The 21,274-nt window shown below is 67.8% G+C and carries 19 protein-coding genes; 17 read left to right on the top strand and 2 right to left on the bottom strand.

The features are described 5' to 3' along the window. The first annotated feature begins 61 nt into the window (after window positions 1–61). From BLW48_RS33745 to BLW48_RS33730, 4 genes are all read left to right on the top strand, one after another. On the top strand, window positions 62–1,687 hold the full coding sequence (locus BLW48_RS33745) for a S41 family peptidase (protein WP_093180032.1): 1,626 nt from the start codon (window positions 62–64) through the stop codon (window positions 1,685–1,687). A 170-nt stretch (window positions 1,688–1,857) separates the two neighbouring features. Then, window positions 1,858–3,051 carry a nucleoside hydrolase gene (locus BLW48_RS33740; RefSeq protein ID WP_093059218.1) on the top strand — a complete coding sequence of 398 codons (1,194 nt, stop codon included), beginning with the start codon at window positions 1,858–1,860 and terminating at the stop codon, window positions 3,049–3,051. A gap of 124 nt (window positions 3,052–3,175) precedes the next feature. Next, window positions 3,176–4,015, top strand: coding sequence for an amidohydrolase family protein (locus BLW48_RS33735; protein ID WP_177142502.1), 840 nt, complete (start codon window positions 3,176–3,178; stop codon window positions 4,013–4,015). Then, complete coding sequence (locus tag BLW48_RS33730; RefSeq protein WP_093180029.1) at window positions 4,012–5,004, top strand: tripartite tricarboxylate transporter substrate binding protein; 993 nt, start codon at window positions 4,012–4,014, stop codon at window positions 5,002–5,004. The genes BLW48_RS33735 and BLW48_RS33730 overlap by 4 nt, the downstream gene beginning before the upstream one ends. Window positions 5,005–5,017: 13 nt before the next feature. Here the strand turns inward: BLW48_RS33730 and BLW48_RS33725 are convergent, their stop codons facing one another. Beyond that, complete coding sequence (locus tag BLW48_RS33725) at window positions 5,018–5,899, bottom strand: LysR family transcriptional regulator (RefSeq protein ID WP_093180027.1); 882 nt, start codon at window positions 5,897–5,899, stop codon at window positions 5,018–5,020. Between the two features lie 28 nt (window positions 5,900–5,927). After that, window positions 5,928–7,820 carry a DNA helicase RecQ gene (gene recQ / locus BLW48_RS33720; RefSeq protein ID WP_093180025.1) on the bottom strand — a complete coding sequence of 631 codons (1,893 nt, stop codon included), beginning with the start codon at window positions 7,818–7,820 and terminating at the stop codon, window positions 5,928–5,930. Between the two features lie 303 nt (window positions 7,821–8,123). On the opposite strand from recQ, the gene BLW48_RS33715 reads away from it, so the two are divergent. The 13 genes from BLW48_RS33715 to BLW48_RS33655 all read left to right on the top strand — a co-directional run bounded on the left by BLW48_RS33715 (window position 8,124) and on the right by BLW48_RS33655 (window position 21,273). After that, complete coding sequence (locus tag BLW48_RS33715) at window positions 8,124–9,098, top strand: ABC transporter substrate-binding protein (protein ID WP_093180024.1); 975 nt, start codon at window positions 8,124–8,126, stop codon at window positions 9,096–9,098. 13 nt (window positions 9,099–9,111) lie between these two features. Beyond that, entirely contained in the window at window positions 9,112–9,966 is an 855-nt protein-coding gene (locus BLW48_RS33710) for an ABC transporter permease (RefSeq protein WP_093180039.1), read from the top strand. Continuing rightward, the gene (locus BLW48_RS33705; protein ID WP_093059229.1) at window positions 9,951–10,748 is read left to right on the top strand and encodes an ABC transporter ATP-binding protein; all 798 of its coding nucleotides are present in this window, start codon (window positions 9,951–9,953) and stop codon (window positions 10,746–10,748) included. Before BLW48_RS33710 ends, BLW48_RS33705 begins: the two co-directional genes overlap by 16 nt. Window positions 10,749–10,756: 8 nt before the next feature. Beyond that, complete coding sequence (gene hutC, locus BLW48_RS33700; protein ID WP_093081817.1) at window positions 10,757–11,494, top strand: histidine utilization repressor; 738 nt, start codon at window positions 10,757–10,759, stop codon at window positions 11,492–11,494. Window positions 11,495–11,554: 60 nt separating this feature from the next. Further along, window positions 11,555–13,114 carry a histidine ammonia-lyase gene (gene hutH, locus BLW48_RS33695; RefSeq protein ID WP_093180022.1) on the top strand — a complete coding sequence of 520 codons (1,560 nt, stop codon included), beginning with the start codon at window positions 11,555–11,557 and terminating at the stop codon, window positions 13,112–13,114. A 27-nt stretch (window positions 13,115–13,141) separates the two neighbouring features. Beyond that, on the top strand, window positions 13,142–14,878 hold the full coding sequence (gene hutU, locus BLW48_RS33690) for a urocanate hydratase (protein ID WP_093180021.1): 1,737 nt from the start codon (window positions 13,142–13,144) through the stop codon (window positions 14,876–14,878). Continuing rightward, window positions 14,878–15,729 (top strand): phytanoyl-CoA dioxygenase family protein, encoded by an 852-nt coding sequence (locus BLW48_RS33685; protein WP_093180019.1) that lies wholly within the window; start codon window positions 14,878–14,880, stop codon window positions 15,727–15,729. The genes hutU and BLW48_RS33685 overlap by 1 nt, the downstream gene beginning before the upstream one ends. 122 nt (window positions 15,730–15,851) lie before the next feature. Then, window positions 15,852–16,586, top strand: coding sequence for an IclR family transcriptional regulator (locus BLW48_RS33680; RefSeq protein WP_093180018.1), 735 nt, complete (start codon window positions 15,852–15,854; stop codon window positions 16,584–16,586). A gap of 47 nt (window positions 16,587–16,633) precedes the next feature. After that, window positions 16,634–17,395 (top strand): transporter substrate-binding domain-containing protein, encoded by a 762-nt coding sequence (locus BLW48_RS33675; protein WP_093059239.1) that lies wholly within the window; start codon window positions 16,634–16,636, stop codon window positions 17,393–17,395. Between the two features lie 7 nt (window positions 17,396–17,402). Further along, window positions 17,403–18,071 carry an amino acid ABC transporter permease gene (locus tag BLW48_RS33670; protein ID WP_093059241.1) on the top strand — a complete coding sequence of 223 codons (669 nt, stop codon included), beginning with the start codon at window positions 17,403–17,405 and terminating at the stop codon, window positions 18,069–18,071. Next, window positions 18,068–18,640: a HutD/Ves family protein gene (locus BLW48_RS33665; RefSeq protein WP_093180016.1), complete on the top strand. Its 573-nt coding sequence runs from the start codon at window positions 18,068–18,070 to the stop codon at window positions 18,638–18,640. Before BLW48_RS33670 ends, BLW48_RS33665 begins: the two co-directional genes overlap by 4 nt. 27 nt (window positions 18,641–18,667) lie before the next feature. Further along, window positions 18,668–19,894 (top strand): imidazolonepropionase, encoded by a 1,227-nt coding sequence (gene hutI / locus BLW48_RS33660; protein ID WP_093180015.1) that lies wholly within the window; start codon window positions 18,668–18,670, stop codon window positions 19,892–19,894. Beyond that, complete coding sequence (locus tag BLW48_RS33655) at window positions 19,891–21,273, top strand: formimidoylglutamate deiminase (RefSeq protein ID WP_093180013.1); 1,383 nt, start codon at window positions 19,891–19,893, stop codon at window positions 21,271–21,273. Before hutI ends, BLW48_RS33655 begins: the two co-directional genes overlap by 4 nt. Window position 21,274: the final 1 nt, after the last annotated feature.

Below are 21,274 nucleotides of genomic sequence, written 5' to 3'. Positions count from 1 at the left end.
GCTTCAATGGCAGCAGCCGGACGAAGAAGACGGTGCTGTGAGGAAGAACAAGGAGGAACACATGGGCTTTCGCAAGGTCGATGACGCGCGGCAACTGCCGCCTCCTGGCACATGGGCTGCAGCAGCAAGCGCTGCGCTCGCCGTGGCCTGCCTGCTGGCGGGCTGTGGGGGCGGCGGTGGTGGAGGAGGCGGCGGTGGTTTGCCGATCGGCCTGGTGCCCGGCACCACCACACCGCCGCCCGCCAGCGGCGACGGCGGCAGCGGCATCGTCGCCTCGGCCACGGTCGCCGGCCTGTGCGCCGCGCCGCGCAGCGGCATCAACCCCGACACCGGCACGGCCTACCCCGACCACAGCGGCACGCTCGACAACGAGAAAAGCTGGGTGCGCGGCTGGATCGACGAAACCTACCTCTGGTACGGCGAGGTGCCGACCACCCTCAAGGCCGCCGACTACGCCACGCCGATCACCTGGTTCAACGTGCTCAAGACCACGGCCACCACGAACTCGGGCCGCGCCAAGGACCGCTTTCACTTCACCTACGACACCGAGGTGTACCGCCAGCTGTCGCAGGGCGGCGTGTCGGCCGGCTACGGCATGGAAACGGCGTCGGTGCGCAGCTCGCCGCCGCGCGACATCCGCATCGCCTTCGTCGAGCCGAATTCGCCCGCCACCACGGCGGGCCTGCAGCGCGGCGCGAAGATCCTCACGATCGACGGCATCAACGTCGTCAGCAGCACCGGCACCGCCAACGTCAACGCGATCAACGCGGCCCTGTCGCCCAAGGCCATCGGCGAATCGCACACCTTCACCTTCGAGGTGGGCGGCACGGCGCAGCCTGCCGTGCAGCTGACGGCGGCCAAGATCACCAGCACGCCGGTGCAGAACGTCCAGGTCATCGACACCGGAAGCGGCCGCGTCGGCTACCTGCTGTTCAACGACCACATCACGACCTCCGAGGCGCAGCTCATCTCTGCGGTGAACACCTTCAAGCAGGGCGCCGGCATCCAGGACCTCGTGCTCGACATGCGCTACAACGGCGGCGGCCAGCTGCTCATTGCCAGCCGGCTGGCCTACATGATCTCGTCGCCGTCAGTGACCGCGGGCAAGACCTTCGAGCAACTTGCCTTCAACGACAAGAACCCGTTCCACCTGACAGTCGCGCAGACCCTCACGCCCTTCACCGCCACCAGCCGCAGCGGTCAGGCCCTGCCCACGCTCGGCCTCTCGCGCGTCACCGTCCTGACCGGCCCAGACACGTGCTCGGCGAGCGAGTCTGTCGTCAACAGCCTGCGCGGCGTGGGCGTCACTGTCAACCTCGTCGGCGGCACCACCTGCGGCAAGCCCTACGGCTTCTATCCGCAGGACAACTGCGGCACCACCTACTTCGCGATCCAGTTCAAGGGCGTGAACCAGCAGGGCTACGGCGACTACGGCGACGGCTTCACGCCCAACCCCGGCTGCACCGTGGCCGACGACTTCAGCCATCAGCTCGGCGATAAAGACGAGGCGCGGCTGTCCGCGGCGCTCACGCTGCGCAGCACCGGCGCCTGCCCGGCCGGGTCGGCCAAGTCCGCCGCCTCGGGCTTGGAGAAGACAGAGCAGGCCGACGTGGAGCAACCCTATATGCCGGGCCGCTCGCCGCTGCGCGAGAACCGCTTGATCGACCCCCAGCCCAACCCGGGCTGACCCTTCTCTCCGTTCCCGCGGAAAACCCCTAGGCCATGGCGCTTGCCACACCCGTGGCTCGCCATTTAGAGTTGGCAAACGTTTGCGCAAAGCTTTGCGCAAACGTTTGTATTTCAGTGGTATTCGGTGTCGAAGCCTGAAAACCAAATTCCTAGTTTCAGGAGAAGAAGATGCGCAAATGGATCGGGGCGATGTTCTTCGCCGTCATCACGGTGTTGGCGGGCTGCGGCGGAGGTGGCGATGGAGGCGGCGGCATCGGCCTCGGTCCGGGCTTCGGTGGCGGCGGATCGGGCGGCTCCACCAGCGCGCAGAAGATCATCATCGACAGCGACTACAACACCATGAGCGACGACGGCCAGCTCGGCGTCATGGCCGCGCAGCTGCAGGCCACGGGCCAGGTGCAGGTCATGGGCATCAGCGTGGTCTCGGGCAACCAGTGGCTCAAGCAGGGCGTGTCCGACGCGCTGATGTCGGTGGAGCGGCTCGGCGTGGGCGGCAACATCGGCATCTACGTGGGTGCGAACTACGCGCTCAACCACACCTTCGCCGACGTGGAAGCCGAAATGGCCGCCGGCGCTGGCGGCGACGGCTACCTCGGCGCCTGGGGCGGCCCCGAACCCAAGACCGACGCCGACCTCAAGCCCTCGCCCGACGGCTTCGCCCAGCACACCGTGGTGCAGCGCAAGAGCGCGGTCGACTTCATCGTCGACACCGTGAAGGCCAACCCGAACGAGATCACCATCCTGGCCATCGGCCCGCTCACCAACATCGCGCTCGCGGTGAAGCAGAACCCGGAGATCGTCCCGCTCATCAAGAAGATCATCTACATGGGCGGCGCCATCGATGTCCCGGGCAACACCACCAAGGCTGCCGAGTTCAACTGGTGGTTCGACCCCGACGCCGCGCAGTTCGTGGTGCGGCTGCCGATCCCGCAGGTGGTGGTGCCGCTGGACGTGACCGACACCGTCTTCCTCACCAAGCCCATCTACGACCGCATCGCGCACGCCGCCAAGCCCACGGCCGTGACCGACGTGTTCCAGAAGCTCAACGGCTACGGCTTCGACGGCAAGAACGGCTTCGAGACCAACCCGAACTACACGCAGAACATCTGGGACACCCTCACGCTGGCCTACCTGATCGACCCGAGCTACGCCACGCAGACCGTGGACCGCTACGTCGACGTGATCGCCAAGCCCGGTGCCGCCAACAACGGCCAATCCATCGGCTACACCTCGCAGCCGGCGGGGGCGACGCTTCAGAAGATGACGGTGGTGAAGAAGTTCGACAACGCGCGCTTCTTCGAGCTGTACGTCGACCTGCTGACGCGGCCGGTGCCGATCACGCTGCCCCCGACAGCGAACTGAGCGCCATAAGCCGCGCTTATCCAAACGCAACCGGGAGACACGTTCCCAACAGGCATTGCTCTTCGGATACTCGCCCACGTCCGCAACCCCGCGGACGCACAACGAATCCGACAGAGACAACGCAGTGCCCTTCTCCGCCATCACCGCTATCGACAGCCACGCCCATGTGTTCGTGCGCGGCCTGCCCCTGGCGGAGATGCGCCGGCATGCGCCCGACTACGACGCCACGCTGGCTGAGTACCTCGCCTTGCTCGATGCGCACGGCGTCTCGCACGGCGTGCTGGTGCAGCCCAGCTTCCTCGGTACCGACAACCGCTTCCTGATTGATGCGCTGCGCGCCAGCCCCGCTCGCCTGCGCGGTGTCGCGGTGGTCGATCCGCGGGTGGAAGACGCCACGCTGCAGGCGATGGCCGACGCCGGCGTCGTCGGCATCCGCCTCAACATCGTGGGCATGCCGCTGCCCGACTTCTTGCGGCCGGACTGGCAGCGGCTTTTCGCCCGCGTGCATGCGCTGGGCTGGCATGTGGAGCTGCATCGCGAATCGCGCGACCTGCCGCTGGCCGCACGGGCCGTGCTCGACGCCGGATGCGCGCTGGTCGTGGACCACTTCGGCCGCCCCGCGTCGGCGCCTGCCATCGCTGACGAAGGCTTCGCCTGGCTGCTTGCCGCCGCGGCCTGCGAACGCATCTGGGTCAAGCTGTCGGCCGCCTACCGGAACTGGCCCGTGGCCACCGCAGCCACGGCCGCGCACGACGCCGCACAGGCACTGCTGAAGTCCTTCGGCCCCGAACGCCTCGTGTGGGGCAGCGACTGGCCGCACACGCAGCACCGCGGGATCGCCGATTTCGCCACCGCACACGCGGCTCTGGCCGACTGGGTGCCCGACGCCGCTGTGCGCCGCCGCATCCTGGTCGACACGCCGGCCCGCTTGTTCAAGTTCAATACAGGAGACATCGACCAATGACCAACGAAATCTCTCGCGCGCGCCTGCTGCGTGCCATTCCCCTTGCCCTCGCGGGCGCGGCCCTGCTGATGGGCGGCGTCAGCGCGCAGGCCCAGGCGTGGCCGGCCAAGCCCGTGCGGCTGGTCGTGAGCTATCCGCCCGGCGGCACGGTCGACGCCGTGGCGCGCATCGTTGCGCCCAAGCTGTCGGCGAAGCTGGGTCAGTCGGTGGTGATCGACAACCGCGGCGGTGCCGGCGGCGCCATCGGAGGCGACCTGGTCGCCAAGAGTTCGCCCGACGGCTACACCGTGCTGCTCGACGCTTCCAATCACGCGCAGAACCCCGCGCTGCGCAAGATGCCCTTCGACACGCTGCGCGAACTGGCGCCGGTGTCCCTGCTGGTGAAGGTGCCCAACGTGCTGGTGGTGAATCCGTCGGCACCGATGAAGAACGTGGCCGACCTGATCGCGCAGGCCAAGGCGAAGCCGGGCGGCATCAACTACGCCTCGTCGGGCAACGGCTCGGCGCAGCATCTGGCGGGCGAACTGTTCGCCTCGATGGCTGGCGTCCAGATGACGCACGTGGCCTACAAGGGCGGCGGCCCCGCGCTAACCGACGTGATGTCGGGGCACGTGCCTGTGTTCTTTGCCAGCATGGCTTCGAGCCTGCCCTTCATCCAGGGCGGCAAGCTGCGCGCGCTGGCGGTGACCGGCAAGGCGCATGCGCCCGCCTTGCCTCAGTTGCCCACGGTGGCGCAGGCCGGCCTGCCCGGCTACGAGGTCTACGAATGGAATGCGGTGTTCGTGCCGGCCGGCACGCCCGCGCCGGTGGTGGAGCGGCTTTCGAAGGAACTCGCGGCCACGCTCAAGGACCCGGAGGTGCGCGGCCGGCTCGAAGCATTGGGCGCCGAGGTGATCGGCTCCAGCCCCGCCGAGCTCGACGGCTTCCGCCGTGCCGAGATCACCAAGTGGACCAAGCTCGCCAAGGACAACAAGATCCAGATGGATTGATCGGGGCCGTGCCTCAGCCGCGCAGCATGGCAGCGAAGGTGTCCGCGAAGGTCGGCCGCGAGCGCGCCAGCCACAGAGCCGAAAGCTCGAAGGCCGGCAGCCCCGCGCCATCGCGCACTTCGGCATAGCGCACGCCCTCGTGCTGCAGTGCGCGCACCGAGCGCGGCAGCAGCGACCAGCCCAGCCCCGCAGCCACGCAGGCCAGCACCGTCAGCGTGCGGTTGGCGTCCTGCACCACGCGCGTCTCGTGGCCGGCGCGGCGCAGCGCGCCCAGCAGCTGCGCGCGCAGGGCGGGTATCTGCTGCTCCGGAAACCACACCAGCCCGTGCCGCGCGATGTCGGCGAGCGACACGCAGCCGTCGTCGTCCAGTGGCCAAGCGGCGGGCAGCGCGGCGATCATCGGCTCCTCGCCCAGCCGCAGCTCGTGCACCCGGGCCGTGACTGACACCGGCGGATGCAGCAGCGCGATGTCGATGCGCCCGCCTTCCAGCGCCGCCACCTGCTCGGCATTGCTCATCTCGCGCAGCACCACGTCGAGCTGCGGATGCTCGGCGCGCAGCCGGCGCAGCGCGTTCGGCAGCACCTGGTAGACCGCATGCGTCACGAAGCCGATCGTGAGCCGGCCTGCGCGTCCGGCGCCTATCGCGCGGGCGCGCTCTGCGGCCGTGTCGCCATAGGCAAGGCTGGCGCGCAGGTCGTCGATGACGGCCAGGCCCGCGTCGGTGAGCGTGGCCCCGCGGCGCGAGCGCGTGAAGAGCGGTGTGCCGAGTTCCTTTTCGAGCCGGTTCAGCGTCTGCGTGAGCGCTGGCTGCGCCAGGCCCAGCCGCTCGGCCGCCTTCGTGAGGCTGCCCGCCTCGGCGATCGCGACCACGCAGCGCATCTGGCGGGTGTCCAATGCGGTTCCCCTCGAAGATGCTCCGGCGTCAGAAGGCTTCGCAGACGCGAAGCACCTCGCTGCCGTAGGCCTCGAGCTTCTTGGTGCCGATCCCGCTGATGCCCTGCAGGTCTTCGAGCGTCGCGGGCGCGCGCTCGGCAATGGCTGCCAGCGTGGCGTCGTGGAAGATCACGTAGGCCGGCAGGTTGTGCTCCTTCGCCACCTCGGCTCGCCAGGCCTTGAGCGCATCGAAGCGCTTCTTGCCCATGTCGTCGAGCTTGGCAGCAGCCGGCGATGGCGCGCCCTTGGCGACCTTCTCGCGCCGGGGCTTGCGCTCGGCCGGTGACGAAACCGACTCGCGCAGCGTCACGCTCGCCTCGCCCTTGAGCACCGCGCGCGAGCCTTCCGTGAGCTTCAGCGTGTTGAACGCCTCCGCGTCCACCGCCAGCGCACCGGTTGCAATCAGCTGGCGCAGCACGCCGCGCAGCGCCACCTCGCTGAACTCCGCGCCAATGCCGAAGGTGCTGACGCGCTCATGGCCGAACTGCTTGACCTTCTCGGTCGGCTTGCCGCGCAGGATGTCCATGATGTGCCCCGCGCCGAAGCTGATGCCGCTCAACTGCTGCACGCGGTAGATGGTGCTCAGCAGCTTGCGCGCGGCATCGGTGCCGTCCCACACCTGCGGCGGGTTCAGGCAGTTGTCGCAGTTGCCGCAGGGTGTGCTCTTCTCGCCGAAGTAGCCCAGGAGGCGCACGCGCCGGCAGTCGCTCGCCTCGGCCAGCGAGAGCAGCGCATCGAGCTTGCCGCGCATCACCTGCTTGAACTCTTCGCCTGCCGGACTCTCGTCGATCATGCGGCGCTGGTTGACCACGTCCTGCAGGCCGTAGGCCATCCAGGCGTCGGCGGGGCCGCCGTCGCGGCCCGCGCGGCCGGTTTCCTGGTAGTAGCCCTCGATGTTCTTCGGCATGTCGAGGTGGCCGACAAAACGCACGTCGGGTTTGTCGATGCCCATGCCGAAGGCGATGGTCGCGACCATCACGATGCCTTCCTCGCGCAGGAAGCGGTCCTGGTGCTTCTGTCGCACCGCCGCATCGAGGCCCGCGTGGTACGGCAGCGCGTTGATGCCCGCGTCGCGCAGCGTCACGGCAACGTCTTCCACCCGCTTGCGCGACTGGCAATAGACCACGCCCGCATCGCCCTCGTGCTCGCGCTCGATGAAGCGCAGCAGCTGCGTGGTGGCGTCTTTCTTCTCGACGATGGTGTAGCGGATGTTCGGCCGGTCGAAGCTGGAGACGAACTGGCGCGCGTCCTCCAGCTGCAGCCGCTCGACGATGTCGGCCCGCGTCAGGTCGTCGGCCGTGGCCGTGAGCGCGATGCGCGGCACGCCCGCGTAGCGCTCGTGCAGCACAGTCAGCGCGCGGTACTCGGGGCGGAAGTCGTGGCCCCACTGGCTCACGCAATGCGCCTCGTCGATGGCGAAGAGAGAAAGCTTGCCGCGCTCCTTCAGCGAATCGAGCTGCGACAGAAAGCGCGGCGTGTTCACGCGCTCGGGCGCCGCGTACAGCAGCGTGATCTCGCCGCGCAGCATGCGGCGCTCCACGTCCTGCGTCTGCTCCCAGTCGAGCGTCGAGTTGAGAAAGGCCGCGCTCACCCCGGCCTCGTGCAGCGCGCCCACCTGGTCGTGCATCAGCGCGATCAGCGGCGACACCACGATTGCCACGCCGCGCCCCGCACGCTGCCGCGCGATGGCGGGAATCTGATAGCACAGCGACTTGCCGCCACCCGTGGGCATCAGCACCAGCGCATCGCCACCGCTCACCACGTGATCGACGATGTCCTGCTGGGCCCCGCGGAACTGCGCATAGCCGAAGACCTCGTGGAGGATGTCGGAAGGGGCGCTGCTGCCGGAGACGTCGATGGGGTGGGGAGCGAGAGAGGACACAGGCAGCGAGCGGTGGGAGGTCGGAAAGGAGGCGCAGAGGGCAAAAGGGGGGGGGCCGTCGATTGTCCCCCAGCCCCGTCGATATGACTGTGGCACGAGGTTTGCGATGGTCATCCCCGTCCCGCGGCCTCCCTTGTCTAGACAGCAAAGCGGTGCATTTCCCAAGGAAGTGCACCAAAAATGACCTTTCGGGTTATCCTGTATATACAAGTTGGGGCGCTTGGCAACAATGCGAGGCGTGCGTTACCCGGCCATCGGGCCCGCCGCCGAGCCTTTTCCAAAGAAACAGACCCAGGAGTACCCATGGTCAAGAAGACGGTAGTTGTGAAGTTCGCCTCGCTGGTTGCAGTGGGCGCATGTGCAGCGGGCATGGCCGGAACGGCCGCCGCCCAGGACATGACGAAGATTGCGCTCGGCATGTCGGGCTGGACCGGCTTCGCGCCGCTCTCGCTGGCCGACAAGGCCGGCATCTTCAAGAAGAACGGGCTCGACGTCGAACTCAAGATGATCCCGCAGAAGGACCGCCACCTGGCCCTCGCTTCCGGCGCCATTCAGTGCGCGGCCACCACGGTCGAGACGCACGTGGCCTGGAACGCCAACGGCGTGCCCATCGTGCAGATCTTCCAGATGGACAAGTCCTACGGCGCCGACGGCCTCGCGGTGCGCGGCGACATCACCAAGTTCTCCGACCTCAAGGGCAAGACCATCGGCGTCGACGCCCCCGGCACCGCGCCTTACTTCGGCCTGGCCTGGATGCTCAACAAGAACGGCATGACGCTGAAGGACGTGAAGACGACCACGCTGTCGCCGCAGGCTTCGGCCCAGGCTTTCGTGGCCGGCCAGAACGACGCCGCCATGACCTACGAGCCGTACCTTTCGACCGTGCGCGCCAACCCCGCCGCCGGCAAGATCCTGGCCACCACGCTCGACTACCCGATGGTGATGGACACCGTCGGCTGCGCGCCCACCTGGCTCAAGGCCAACGCCAAGGCCGCCGCCGCGCTCACCAAGTCGTACTTCGAGGCGCTCGACATGATCAAGGCCGAGCCGGAGAAGTCGAATGAGCTCATGGGCTCCGCCGTGAAGCAGAGCGGCGAGCAGTTCGCCAAGTCGTCGGCCTTCCTGCGCTGGCAGGACAAGGCTGCCAACCAGAAATTCTTCGCGGGCGAACTCACCAGCTTCATGAAGGAAGCCGCGCCCATCCTTCTGGAAGCCGGCGTGATCCGCAAGGCGCCTGAAGATTTCGCCGCGACCTTCGATGCAAGCTTCGTCAAGTAAGACCATGTCGCAAATGCCGTCCGCCGCGGTGGCCGCGGCGCCTGCCCCCAGGCCCGCAGCGGCGCCGGTCGTCGCGCCTGCGCGCCGCCGCGCGTTCGCACCGCTCGAACCCATCGGCGCGCGTGCGCGCGTGCTGCTGGGGCTCGCGTTCTTCGTCGTCTTCGTGCTGGTGTGGGCCATTGCCACGCTCGGCGGCTTCGTGCCGCCGACCTTCCTCGCGAGCCCGCCGACCATGGTCAAGGAGGGCTGGCTCCTCTTCACCGAGTACGGCTTCATCGGCGACATCGGCATGACTGTGTGGCGCGTGTTCGGCGGCTTCCTGCTGGCGGCGGTGTTCGCTGTGCCGCTGGGCATTGCCATGGGCACCTGGAAGACCGTCGAGGCCTTCTTCGAGCCCTTTGTCTCGTTCTGCCGCTACCTGCCGGCCTCGGCCTTCATTCCGCTGTTGATCCTCTGGGCGGGCCTGGGCGAAATGCAGAAGCTGCTGGTGATCTTCATCGGCTCGTTCTTCCAGATCGTGCTGATGGTGGCCGTTACCGTCGGCGGTGCGCGGCGCGACCTCGTCGAGGCCGCCTACACGCTGGGCGCCAACAGCCGCGGCATCGTGGCGCGCGTGCTCATTCCGGGCGCCGCGCCGGGCATCGCCGAAACGCTGCGCCTCGTGCTGGGCTGGGCGTGGACGTACGTGATCGTGGCGGAACTGATCGGCTCTTCGTCGGGCATCGGTCACATGATCACCGACAGCCAGGCGCTCTTGAACACCGGCCAGATCATCTTCGGGATCATCGTGATCGGCGTCATCGGGCTCCTTTCCGACTTCGCCTTCAAGGCATTGAACCGCCGTCTGTTTGCATGGGCCGCACTGTGACGAAGAACCAACTTTCCATCCAGGGCGTGTCACGCGTCTTCACCGGCACCAAGGGGCAACGCACGCAAGCGCTGCAGCCCATCGACTTCGAGGTGAAGGAAAACGACTTCGTCACCATCCTCGGCCCCTCGGGCTGCGGCAAGTCGACGCTGCTGCGCATCGTGGCGGGGCTCGACTTTCCGACCACCGGCCAGGTGCTGCTCGACGGGGAGCGCATCGATGGCCCGGGCGCCGACCGCGGCGTGGTGTTCCAGAGCTACACGCTGTTCCCGTGGCTCACGGTGGCGCAGAACATCCGCTTCGGCCTGCGCGAGCGCGGCATGAGCGAGGCCGACCAGAAGGAGCGCAGCGAGTTTTTCATCGCCAAGGTAGGCCTGCGCGGTTTCGAGAACCACTTTCCGAAGCAGCTCTCGGGCGGCATGCAGCAGCGCACGGCCATTGCGCGCGCGCTGGCCAACGACCCCAAGATGCTGCTGCTCGACGAGCCCTTCGGCGCGCTCGACAACCAGACCCGCGTGCTGATGCAGGAGCTGCTGCTCGGCATCTGGGAGTCGGCGCAGAAGACGGTGCTGTTCGTCACGCACGACATCGACGAGGCGATCTTCATGGCCAACCGCGTGGCGGTGTTCAGCGCACGGCCGGGGCGCATCAAGACCGAGATCGCGGTCGACTTTCCGCATCCGCGCAGCTACACCATCAAGACCTCGCCGGAATTCATGGACATCAAGGCGCGCCTGACGGAAGAAATTCGCGCCGAGTCGATGGCAGCGGCGGAGCATTGACCGAAACGATGAAACGCGACCTGCCGACCCTCGCGCTCTACGCGCAAGTCAAGGATCACATCTCCCGCAAGATCCAGGACGGCACGTGGCCGCCCGGCCACCGCCTGCCTTCGGAGCACGAGCTGGTGGCGCAGTTCGGCATGGCCCGCATGACGGTGAACCGCGCGCTGCGCGAGCTGGTGGAGCAGGGCCGCATCGTGCGCGTGGCCGGCGTCGGCAGCTTCGTGGCCGAGAACAAGCCGCAGTCCACGCTGCTGCAGATCGCCAACATCGCCAGCGAAATCCGCCAGCGCGGGCACGACTACCGCTGCGAAATGATCGAGGTCGAGCGCATCGCCGCCTCGCCAGACGTGGCTGCGTGGCTCGACCTGCGCGCGGGCGACTCGGTGTTCCACAGCGCTTGCCTGCACCTGGAGAACGAAACGCCGGTGCAGCTCGAAGAGCGTTACGTCAACCCGCAGGTCGTGCCCGACTACCTCGAGCAGGACTTCACCGCCATGCCGCCCAGCGAATACCTGGTGCGCAACGTGCCCTTCGACCAGATCGAACACGTCGTCGATGCCGTGCTGCCCAACCTGGAACAGGCGCAGAGGCTCGCGATGGCACCCACCGACCCCTGCCTGCTGCTGACGCGCCGCACGTGGATACGCAACACGCCCGTGACCTGGGTGCGCTGCCTGCATCCCGCTTCACGCTACAGCCTGGGCAGCCGTTTCAAAGCCGACGGCAACCCGAGCTTCGGCTAGTTTTTTTCGTCCTCAGAGACCTACGTTTTCTCTCGCAACTACTTGTATAGACAGGTTCACATGCCAAGCAATCACACCGCCACTCCAGATGCCACTTTGACCCTCATGCCCGGCAAGGTCGATCTAGCGATGCTGCGACGCATCCAGGCCGGCGGCGTGCAACTTGCGCTCGATCCGTCGGTGCGCGACGGCATGCTGCGCGCCGAAGCCGCCGTGCGCCACATCGTCGAGAACGACCAGGTCGTCTACGGCATCAACACCGGCTTCGGCAAGCTCGCCAGCACGCGCATCGGCAACGACCACCTGGCCGAGCTGCAGCGCAACCTGGTGCTGTCGCACAGCGTGGGCACGGGCGAGCCGCTGGCTGCGCCGGTGGTGCGCATGATCCTCGCGACCAAGGCCGTGAGCCTGGCGCGCGGCCATTCGGGCGTGCGGCCCGCGCTGGTCGATGCGCTGCTGGCCCTGTTCAACGCGGGCGTCACGCCGAGCATTCCGTGCAAGGGCTCGGTCGGCGCTTCCGGCGACCTCGCGCCGCTCGCGCACATGGCCTGCGTGCTGATCGGCGAAGGCCAGGCGACCCTGGCCGATGGCAAGGTTGTCGGCGGCGCCGAGGCGATGCGCAGCATCGGCCTCGAACCCTTCGTGCTCGGCCCCAAGGAAGGCCTCGCGCTGCTCAACGGCACGCAGGTCTCGACCGCGCTCGCGCTCTTCGGCCTGTTCGGCGCGGAAGACGTGTTCGCCTCTTCGCTGATGTCGGGTGCGCTGTCGCTCGAAGCCATCCAGGGTTCGATCAAGCCTTTCGACGCGCGCATCCACGCCGCGCGCGGCCAGCTCGGCCAGATTGCCGTGGCGGGCGCGGTGCGCACGCTGCTCGAAGGCAGCGAGATCGTTCCCTCGCACGCCGACTGCGGCCGCGTGCAAGACCCGTACTCGGTGCGCTGCATCCCGCAGGTGATGGGCGCCTGCCTCGACAACCTCGCGCACGCCGCGCGCGTGCTGGTCATCGAGGCCAATGCCGCGTCGGACAACCCGCTGGTGTTCGTCGACACCGGCGAGGTGATCTCGGGCGGCAACTTCCACGCCGAGCCCGTTGCCTTTGCAGCGGACATCATTGCGCTGGCCATCAGCGAAGTCGGCGCGATTGCCGAACGCCGCATCGCGTTGCTGCTCGACACGGGCCTGTCGGGCCTGCCGCCGTTCCTGGTGCGCGACGGTGGCCTCAACTCCGGTTTCATGATCGCGCAGGTAACGGCGGCGGCATTGGCTTCGGAAAACAAGTCGCTCGCGCACCCCGCCAGCGTCGACAGCCTGCCGACCTCGGCCAACCAGGAAGACCACGTCTCGATGGCTACCTTCGCGGGCCGACGCCTGGCTGACATGGTCAACAACACGGCCGTGGTCGTCGGCATCGAAGCCATGGCCGCCGCCCAAGGCATCGAACTCAAGCGCAATCTCAAGAGTTCGCCGCTGGTCGAAGCCGAATTCGCCGCCATCCGTCAGAAGGTCGCCTTCCTCGAACGCGATCGTTATCTCGCCCCCGACATCGAAGCCATGCGCCAGTGGGCGCTGAAGGCCGAGCTGCCGGCCGCGCTGCTCGACATCCTGCCCAGTCACTCGTAAAAACACCCCGATTAGGAGAACCACGCCATGAACGCTCCCGAGAAATTCGCCCTGAACAACCCTGATGCCACCGACCCGCGCCATGACCCGACCCGCGTGATCCGCGCCCCACGCGGCAGCGAGCTCAACTGCAAGAGCTGGCTCACCGAAGCCCCGTTCCGCATGCTGCAGAACAACCTCGACGCCGAGGTGGCCGAGCGCCCGCAAGACCTCGTGGTGTACGGCGGCATCGGCCGCGCCGCGCGCAACTGGGCCTGCTACGACCAGATCCTCGCGTCGCTGAAAGAGCTGAACGACGACGAGACGCTGCTCATCCAGTCGGGCAAGCCCGTCGGCGTGTTCAAGACGCACGAGAACGCACCGCGCGTGCTGCTGGCCAACTCGAACCTCGTGCCGAAGTGGGCCAACTGGGAGCACTTCAACGAGCTCGACCGCCAGGGCCTCTTCATGTACGGCCAGATGACGGCCGGCAGCTGGATCTACATCGGTAGCCAGGGCATCGTGCAGGGCACCTTCGAAACCTTCGTCGAAGCCGGCCGCCAGCACTACAACAACAGCCTCGCGGGCAAGTGGATCCTCACGGCCGGCCTCGGCGGCATGGGCGGCGCGCAGCCTCTCGCGGCCACGCTGGCCGGCGCCGTGTCGCTCAACATCGAATGCCAGCAGTCGAGCATCGACTTCCGCCTGCGCACGCGCTACGTCGACAAGCAGGCGCGCGACATCGACCATGCCTTCGAGCTCATCAAGCAGCATTGCGACGCAAAGGAAGCCGTGTCGATCGCGCTGCTCGGCAATGCGGCTGACATCCTGCCTGAGCTGGTCAAGCGCGTGAAATCAGGACAGGCCGGCGGCCTGAAGCCTGACCTCGTGACCGACCAGACCTCCGCGCACGACCTCATCAACGGCTACCTGCCTTCGGGCTGGAGCGTGCCCCAATGGCAGGCCGCCATGAAAGACGTGTCGCAGCACGACGCGCTCAAGAAGGCAGCAGCCAAGTCTTGCGCCGTGCACGTGCAGGCCATGCTCGACTTCCAGGCCATGGGCATCCCCACGGTCGACTACGGCAACAACATCCGCCAGGTCGCGTTCGACGAAGGCGTGAAGAACGCCTTCGACTTCCCGGGCTTCGTGCCGGCCTACATTCGCCCGCTGTTCTGCGAAGGCAAGGGCCCGTTCCGCTGGGTGGCGCTTTCGGGCGACCCGGAAGACATCTACAAGACCGATGCCAAGATCAAGGAGCTGTTCCCCGAGAACAAGCACACGCATCGCTGGCTCGACATGGCGCGCGAGCGCATCGCCTTCCAGGGCCTGCCGGCGCGCATCTGCTGGCTGGGCCTGGGCGAACGCCACATCGCGGGCCTGGCCTTCAATGAGATGGTGAAGAACGGCGAGCTGAAGGCGCCCATCGTCATCGGCCGCGACCACCTCGACACCGGCTCGGTCGCCAGCCCCAATCGTGAGACCGAAGCCATGAAGGACGGCACCGATGCCGTGTCCGATTGGCCGCTGCTGAATGCGCTGCTCAACACGGCGGGCGGCGCCACCTGGGTGAGCCTGCATCACGGCGGCGGCGTGGGCATGGGTTACTCGCAGCATTCGGGCGTGGTGATCGTGTGCGACGGCACCGATGCCGCGGCCAAGCGCATTGAGCGCGTGCTCTTCAACGACCCGGCCACCGGCGTGATGCGCCATGCCGACGCGGGCTACGACATCGCCGTCGCCACCGCGAAGAAGCAGGGCCTGAAGCTGCCGATGGTGAAGTGATGGCGGGCGCGGTCCTTCCCGACGCCCGGGAGTTGCAGCGCCGCGTGCAGGCGCGCGTGGACGACGCGCTGGTCGCGCAGTTCCAGCGCGACGGCGCGGTCTGCATCCGCCAGCTGCTCACGGCCGATGAGCTGACCTTGTTGAAGGACGGCATCGAAGCCAACCTCGCCGCGCCCAGCCCGCGCGCCAAGGTGGCGAGCCGGCCCGACGACCCGGGCCGCTTCTTCGAGGACTTCTGCAACTGGCAGGACATCGACGCCTTCCGCAGCTTCATCTTCGAAGCACCGCTCGCGCAACTGGCGCAACGCCTGATGGGCTCGCAGACCGTGCGGCTGTACCACGACCACTTGTTGGTCAAGGAGCCCGGCACGCGCCAGCGCACGCCCTGGCACCAGGACCAGCCCTACTACAACATCGAGGGCGAGCAGAACGTCAGCATGTGGATTCCGGTCGATCCGGTGTCGCGCGCCGCCACGCTCGAGTTCGTGGCCGGCTCCCACAAGGGGCCGTGGCTGATGCCGCGCACCTTCATGGACAACCACGCCAAGTGGTTCCCCGAAGGCAGCCTGCAGGACCTGCCCGACATCGAGGGCGCGCGCGAGCGCTTCCCCATCGTCGGCTGGAACATCGAGCCCGGCGATTTCGTCTGCTTCCACATGCTCACGCTGCATGCGGCCGCCGGGGTCGAGGGGCCGAACCGGCGCCGCGTGTTCTCGGTGCGCTTCCTGGGCGACGACATCCGCCATGCGCCGCGCAGCTGGAAGACCTCGCCCGACTTCCCCGGGCTGGCCGACACGCTGCCGGCGGGCGCGCCCATGGACGACGCGCGCTTTCCGCTGCTGGTGGGTTAAGACGAAGGTAGAAAGAAAAAACGCGCTCATTCCCATCGAGTGGGAATCAAGGCTTGGAAGTGAGAACGGCGAGCAAGATACTGCACGCCGCATCCACTTTCGACCTCCAGCGATTGCCTCCGATGACGCCCCCGATTGAAGCTCCCGCCCACAACGACCGCGCGCTGTTCGTGCTGTCGGTGCTGGCGCAAAGCAAGGCGGCGATGACGGCGGCCGAGCTGGTGCAGGCCACTGGCCTGTCGCAGAGCACGCTGTACCGGCAGATCGCCACGCTGCGCCGCTGGGGTTTCGTGATGGAGTCCGAGGGCCGGTACTCACCGGGCCCGGTGAGCGTGCAGCTGGCCACCGGCTTCGACGGCAACTCCGACCTCGTGATGGCGGCGCGCGCCGACATGCGCGTGCTGGCCCAACAGACGCACGAGAGCGTGGCGCTGGTCACGGCCGTGAACGAGCGCGTCGTGTGCCTGGAGATGATCGACAGCGAGCAGTCGCTGCGTTGCTCCTTCGATCGCGGCCGCAGCGTGCCGGCGCGCGACGGCGCCAGCGCCAAGTGCCTGCTGGCCCACATGCCGCTCGACCAGCGCGATGCCCTGCTCGACGGGCTCGGCGAAAGCCCCGAACGCCGCGCCGAGCGCGCCGCCGAACTCGATGCCATCCGCGAAGCCGGCCATGCCGTGACCCACGGCGAGGTCGATGCCGGCGTGTGGGGCGCGAGCGCGCCGGTGCTCGCCTCGGGGCGGCGCCTGCGCGGCGCGATCACGCTCATGGCGCCGCTCACGCGCGTCGAGGGCATGGAAGCTGCATTGCTCCACATGACCGTCGTCACGGCGGCCCGCATCTCTCGCGCCCTGCAGTAGTCGCGCGCTGCTTTTTTTCTTCTTTACTCCCACGGAAGCCTTTCACCATGAACACCCGTCGCTCCCTCATCTGCGTTGCCGCCGCCGCACTCTCCGGCCTCGCTCTCTTCGGTTTCGCCGGCGCTGCCCAGGCGCAGGGTGAGCCGCTGCGCGTGGCCACCGACGCCACCTTCCCGCCGATGGAGTTCGTGGAGAACGGCAAGCGCACCGGCTTCGACGTGGAGCTGGTCGAGGCCATCGGCAAGACGCTGGGCCGCAAGATCGAGTGGATCGACATCGACTTCAAGGGCCTCGTGCCGGGCCTGATCTCCAAACGCTTCGACATGGCCGTCTCGGGCATCTACATCACCGACGAGCGCAAGAAGGTCGTCGACTTCACCGTGCCGTACTACGCGGGCGGCCTCGTGGTGATGGTGAAGGACGGCAACACCGCCATCAAGACGCCGGCCGACATCAACGGCAAGAAGGTCAGCGTGCAGGTGGGCACCAAGTCGGTGTCGTACACCAAGGAGAAATTCCCGCAGGTGCAGCTGATGGAAGTCGAGAAGAACCAGGAAATGTTCAACCTCGTCGACATCGGCCGTGCCGACGCCGCCGTGACCGGCAAGCCCGCCGCCTACCAGTACGTGCGCACGCGCGGCGGCCTGAAGGTGCTGCCCGAGCAGATCACCACCGAGGAATACGGCATGGCCATCCGCAAGGACACGCCGGAACTCACCAAGGCGGTGAACGGCGCCATCGAGAAGCTCAAGGCCGACGGCACCTACGACCAGATCGTGAAGAAGTGGTTCAGCGCCAACGCCAAGTAAGCGGGCCATGGATTTCGATTTCTCGCCCGTCTGGGAGGGCTGGCCCGACCTGCTGCGCGGCGCGCTGGTCACGGTGGAGATCACCTCCTGCGCGCTGGCGCTGGGCTGCGTGCTGGGCCTCTTGGTCGGCATCGGCCGGCTGAACCCGAAGCGGCGCTGGCTCTACGGCGTGTGCACCGCGTATGTGGCGGCCATTCGCGGCACGCCGCTGCTGGTGCAGCTGTTCATCCTGTTCTTCGGGCTGCCGCACTTCGGCATCCTGCTGCCGGCCTTCCTGTGCGGCGTGCTGGGGCTCGGCGTGTACTCGGGCGCATACGTGTCGGAGATCGTGCGCGGCGCGATCCAGTCGATCGACAAGGGCCAGACGATGGCGGCGCAGTCGCTGGGCATGACGCCCGGCGTGGCAATGCGCCAGATCGTGCTGCCGCAGGCGGTGGTGCGCATGATTCCGCCGCTGGGCAACGAGTTCATCGCGCTCATCAAGAACTCGGCACTGGTGTCGTTGCTGACCATCCACGACGTGATGCATGAAGGGCAGAAGATCATCAGCGTGTCTTACCGCTCGCTGGAGGTGTACCTGGCCATCGCGGTCGTGTACTTCGTGCTGACCGGCACCATGACGCTGGTGCTGCGGCACTTCGAGCAGCGGCTGCGCCAGGGCGGGTTGATGCGATGAGCGTTGTGCTTCGTTTCTCGCGCGCCGCGCTGCCCGTCACGCCGTGGAAGAACGGCGGCGGCACCACGCAGGAAATCGCCAGCTGGCCACAGGGCGCGGGGCTCGACAGCTTCGGCTGGCGCGTGAGCATCGCCACCATCGCAGCGGCGGGGCCGTTCTCGGTGTTCGTCGGTGTCGACCGCAGCATCACGCTGCTGGAGGGCGACGGCGTGCGCCTCTTCACGCACGACGGGCGCATCGACCATCGGCTCGACGTGCCGCACCGGCCCTTCGCCTTCAGCGGCGACGAGGCCATCGACTGCACGCTGCTCGGCGGTGCGTCGAACGACTTCAACGTGATGACACGGCGCGGCCAGTGGCGCGCCGAGGTGCTGGTGCTCGATGGCGTTTCAGCCATCGACGCCGCGCCGCATGGCGTGTTGCTGGCGTTGCGCGGCGCGTGGCGGTTTAACGACGAAGCGTTCCGCGATGGCGAGGGCCTGCAGTGGGCTGACGCAGCGCAGGCCTGGCAGGCGGTACCCGAGGGCTCCGATGCACGGTTGCTCGCAGTGCGCATCACGCCGGCGTAACCTGCAACAGCAAAGACAGGAAAGACGATGAAACCCGCCAACGAATTCCCTTCGGCCGACGGCCTCTGGACCGGTCTACGCCTCGCTACCGATGCCGGGGCGGAAGCTGCCATCGTGGTGGAGCAGGGCGCGATCCGCTGGGTCGGCGCGCGCAGCGCACTGCCGGCAGGGTTCGCGGGCCTTGCGCTGCACGACGGCGGCGGCGCGCTCGTCACGCCGGGCCTGGTCGATTGCCACACCCACCTCGTCTACGGCGGCCAGCGCGCCAACGAATTCGCAATGCGGCTTGCGGGCGCCACGTACGAAGAAGTGGCAAAGGCTGGCGGCGGCATCGTCTCTTCGGTGCGCGCCACGCGCGAGGCCGATGAAGACACGCTCTTCGCGCAGGCCGCGTCGCGGCTCGAACAGTTGCTGGCCGACGGCGTGTGCGCCATCGAGATCAAGTCGGGCTACGGCCTTTCGCTGGAACACGAGCGCAAGCAACTGCGCGTGGCGCGGCGCCTGGGCGACGCCTATGGCGTGACGGTGCGCACCACCTTCCTCGGCGCGCACGCGCTGCCGCCCGAATACGCAGACCGCAGCGGCGACTACATCGACCTCGTCTGCAACGAGATGCTGCCCGCGCTGGCCGCCGAAGGGCTGGTCGATGCGGTCGACGTGTTCTGCGAACGCATCGCCTTCTCGCTCGAGGAAACCGAGCAGGTCTTCAAGGCCGCACAGGCGCTGGGCCTGCCGGTGAAGCTGCATGCCGAGCAGTTGTCGGACATGGGCGGCGCGGCACTGGCCGCTCGGTATGGGGCGCTCTCGTGCGACCACATCGAACACCTGTCGGCCGAGGGCATCGAGGCGATGCGCAAGTCGGGCACGGTGGCCGTGCTGCTGCCCGGCGCGTACTACACGCTGCGCGACACGCACCTGCCGCCCATCGCCGCGCTGCGCGCTGCGGCCGTGCCGATGGCGGTGTCCACCGACCACAACCCCGGCACCTCGCCGGCACTGAGCCTGCTGCTGATGGTGAACATGGCTTGCACGCTGTTCCGCCTCACCGTGCCCGAGGCGCTCGACGGCGTCACTGTGCATGCCGCGCGCGCGCTGGGCCTGCAGGACACACACGGCGCCATCGCGCCAGGCATGCCCGCCAACTTCGTGCTGTGGAACGTGCGCGAAGCCGCCGAACTCGCCTACTGGTTCGGCCAGCAGCCCGTGCGCGCGGTGGTGCGGCAGGGCCGCATCGCCATCGGAGCCAAGGAATGACACAAACGCTTTTTGCAGCCGATGCGCTGCTGCCCGAAGGCTGGGCCAGAAACGTCCTGCTGACGTGGAACGATGCGGGCCAGCTCACGCAGGTTCAGTCCGGTGCGCAACGGCCTGCCGACACGCAAGCCACCAACGGCCCCGTGATCCCCGGCATGCCCAACCTGCATTCACACGCCTTCCAGCGCGCCTTTGCCGGCCTTACCGAACACCGCGCCGAGCAGCAGGACAGCTTCTGGAGCTGGCGCACGCTGATGTACCGCTTTGCCGCGCGCCTCGGCCCGCAGCACATGGAAGCCATCGCCACCTGGCTCTATGCCGAGATGCTCGAAGCGGGCTACACCAGCGTGTGCGAGTTCCAGTACGTGCATCACGACGTGGACGGCCGCCCGTATGCCGACGACGCGACGCTGAGCCTCGCCCTGCTGCGCGCGGCGAAGAAGGCCGGCATCGGCTTCACGCTGCTGCCGGTGCTCTACCAGACCGGCGGCTTCGGCGATCTGCCTCCCACCGAGGGGCAGCGCCGCTTCATCCGCTCGACCGATTCGATGCTGCGCCTGCTCGAAGCGCTCAAGCCGGTTTGCGACGCGCAGGGCGCCCGGCTCGGCCTGGCACCACATTCGCTGCGCGCAGTGCCGCCCGAAGGCTTGCGCGATGCGATCGCGGGGCTCGAAGCCATCGACCGCACCGCGCCCATCCACATCCACATCGCCGAGCAGACGAAGGAAGTGGACGACTGCGTGGCCTGGAGCGGCCTGCGCCCGGTCGAGTGGCTGCTCGATCACGCGCCGGTCGATGCACGCTGGTGCCTCGTGCACGCCACGCACATGAACGACGCCGAGTACGAATACGCGGCCCAGAGCGGCGCGGTCGCGGGCCTGTGCCCGACGACCGAAGCCAACCTCGGCGACGGCATCTTCGACTTCGCCAAATGGCGCAGCCACGGCGGCGCATGGGGCGTGGGCTCGGACAGCCACGCGAGCGTCAACGCGGCCGAAGAGCTGCTGATGCTCGAATACAGCCAGCGTCTGGCCAAGCGCCAGCGCAACGTCGGTGCCAGCGCGGCGCAGCCGCATGTGGCGACCGCGCTCACGCTCGAAGCGGTGCAGGGCGGTGCGCAGGCATCGGCCCGCGCCGTCGGTGGGCTTGCAGCGGGGCAGCAGGCCGACTTCGCCGTGCTCGACGCCTCGCGCCTCGCGCTGCAGGGCCTGCTTGCGCCCGATATGCTCTCGGCCCACGTCTTCGCAAGCCATCGCACCTCGGCCGTCGACACCGTCTGGGTGGCGGGCCGGGCGCGCGTCTCGGCCGGCCGCCATGCGCTGCACGACGAAGCCGGGGCCGCCTTCGTGGCCGCGCGCACTCAACTACTCAAGGATTGAC

Source organism: Variovorax sp. YR266 (genome assembly GCF_900107295.1).
In the GTDB taxonomy this organism is placed as follows: Bacteria; Pseudomonadota; Gammaproteobacteria; order Burkholderiales; family Burkholderiaceae_C; genus Variovorax.
Note: the sequence above shows the minus strand (reverse complement) of the source record. Positions and strands in the feature narration are given on the sequence as shown.

Coding starts and splice junctions, on each gene's coding strand:
- BLW48_RS33745 (WP_093180032.1), top strand. CDS start 62: ATGGGCTTTCGCAAGGTCGATGACGCGCGGCAACTGCCGCCTCCTGGC.
- BLW48_RS33740 (WP_093059218.1), top strand. CDS start 1,858: ATGCGCAAATGGATCGGGGCGATGTTCTTCGCCGTCATCACGGTGTTG.
- BLW48_RS33730 (WP_093180029.1), top strand. CDS start 4,012: ATGACCAACGAAATCTCTCGCGCGCGCCTGCTGCGTGCCATTCCCCTT.
- BLW48_RS33715 (WP_093180024.1), top strand. CDS start 8,124: ATGGTCAAGAAGACGGTAGTTGTGAAGTTCGCCTCGCTGGTTGCAGTG.
- BLW48_RS33710 (WP_093180039.1), top strand. CDS start 9,112: ATGCCGTCCGCCGCGGTGGCCGCGGCGCCTGCCCCCAGGCCCGCAGCG.
- BLW48_RS33705 (WP_093059229.1), top strand. CDS start 9,951: ATGGGCCGCACTGTGACGAAGAACCAACTTTCCATCCAGGGCGTGTCA.
- hutC (WP_093081817.1), top strand. CDS start 10,757: ATGAAACGCGACCTGCCGACCCTCGCGCTCTACGCGCAAGTCAAGGAT.
- hutH (WP_093180022.1), top strand. CDS start 11,555: ATGCCAAGCAATCACACCGCCACTCCAGATGCCACTTTGACCCTCATG.
- hutU (WP_093180021.1), top strand. CDS start 13,142: ATGAACGCTCCCGAGAAATTCGCCCTGAACAACCCTGATGCCACCGAC.
- BLW48_RS33685 (WP_093180019.1), top strand. CDS start 14,878: ATGGCGGGCGCGGTCCTTCCCGACGCCCGGGAGTTGCAGCGCCGCGTG.
- BLW48_RS33680 (WP_093180018.1), top strand. CDS start 15,852: ATGACGCCCCCGATTGAAGCTCCCGCCCACAACGACCGCGCGCTGTTC.
- BLW48_RS33675 (WP_093059239.1), top strand. CDS start 16,634: ATGAACACCCGTCGCTCCCTCATCTGCGTTGCCGCCGCCGCACTCTCC.
- BLW48_RS33670 (WP_093059241.1), top strand. CDS start 17,403: ATGGATTTCGATTTCTCGCCCGTCTGGGAGGGCTGGCCCGACCTGCTG.
- BLW48_RS33665 (WP_093180016.1), top strand. CDS start 18,068: ATGAGCGTTGTGCTTCGTTTCTCGCGCGCCGCGCTGCCCGTCACGCCG.
- hutI (WP_093180015.1), top strand. CDS start 18,668: ATGAAACCCGCCAACGAATTCCCTTCGGCCGACGGCCTCTGGACCGGT.
- BLW48_RS33655 (WP_093180013.1), top strand. CDS start 19,891: ATGACACAAACGCTTTTTGCAGCCGATGCGCTGCTGCCCGAAGGCTGG.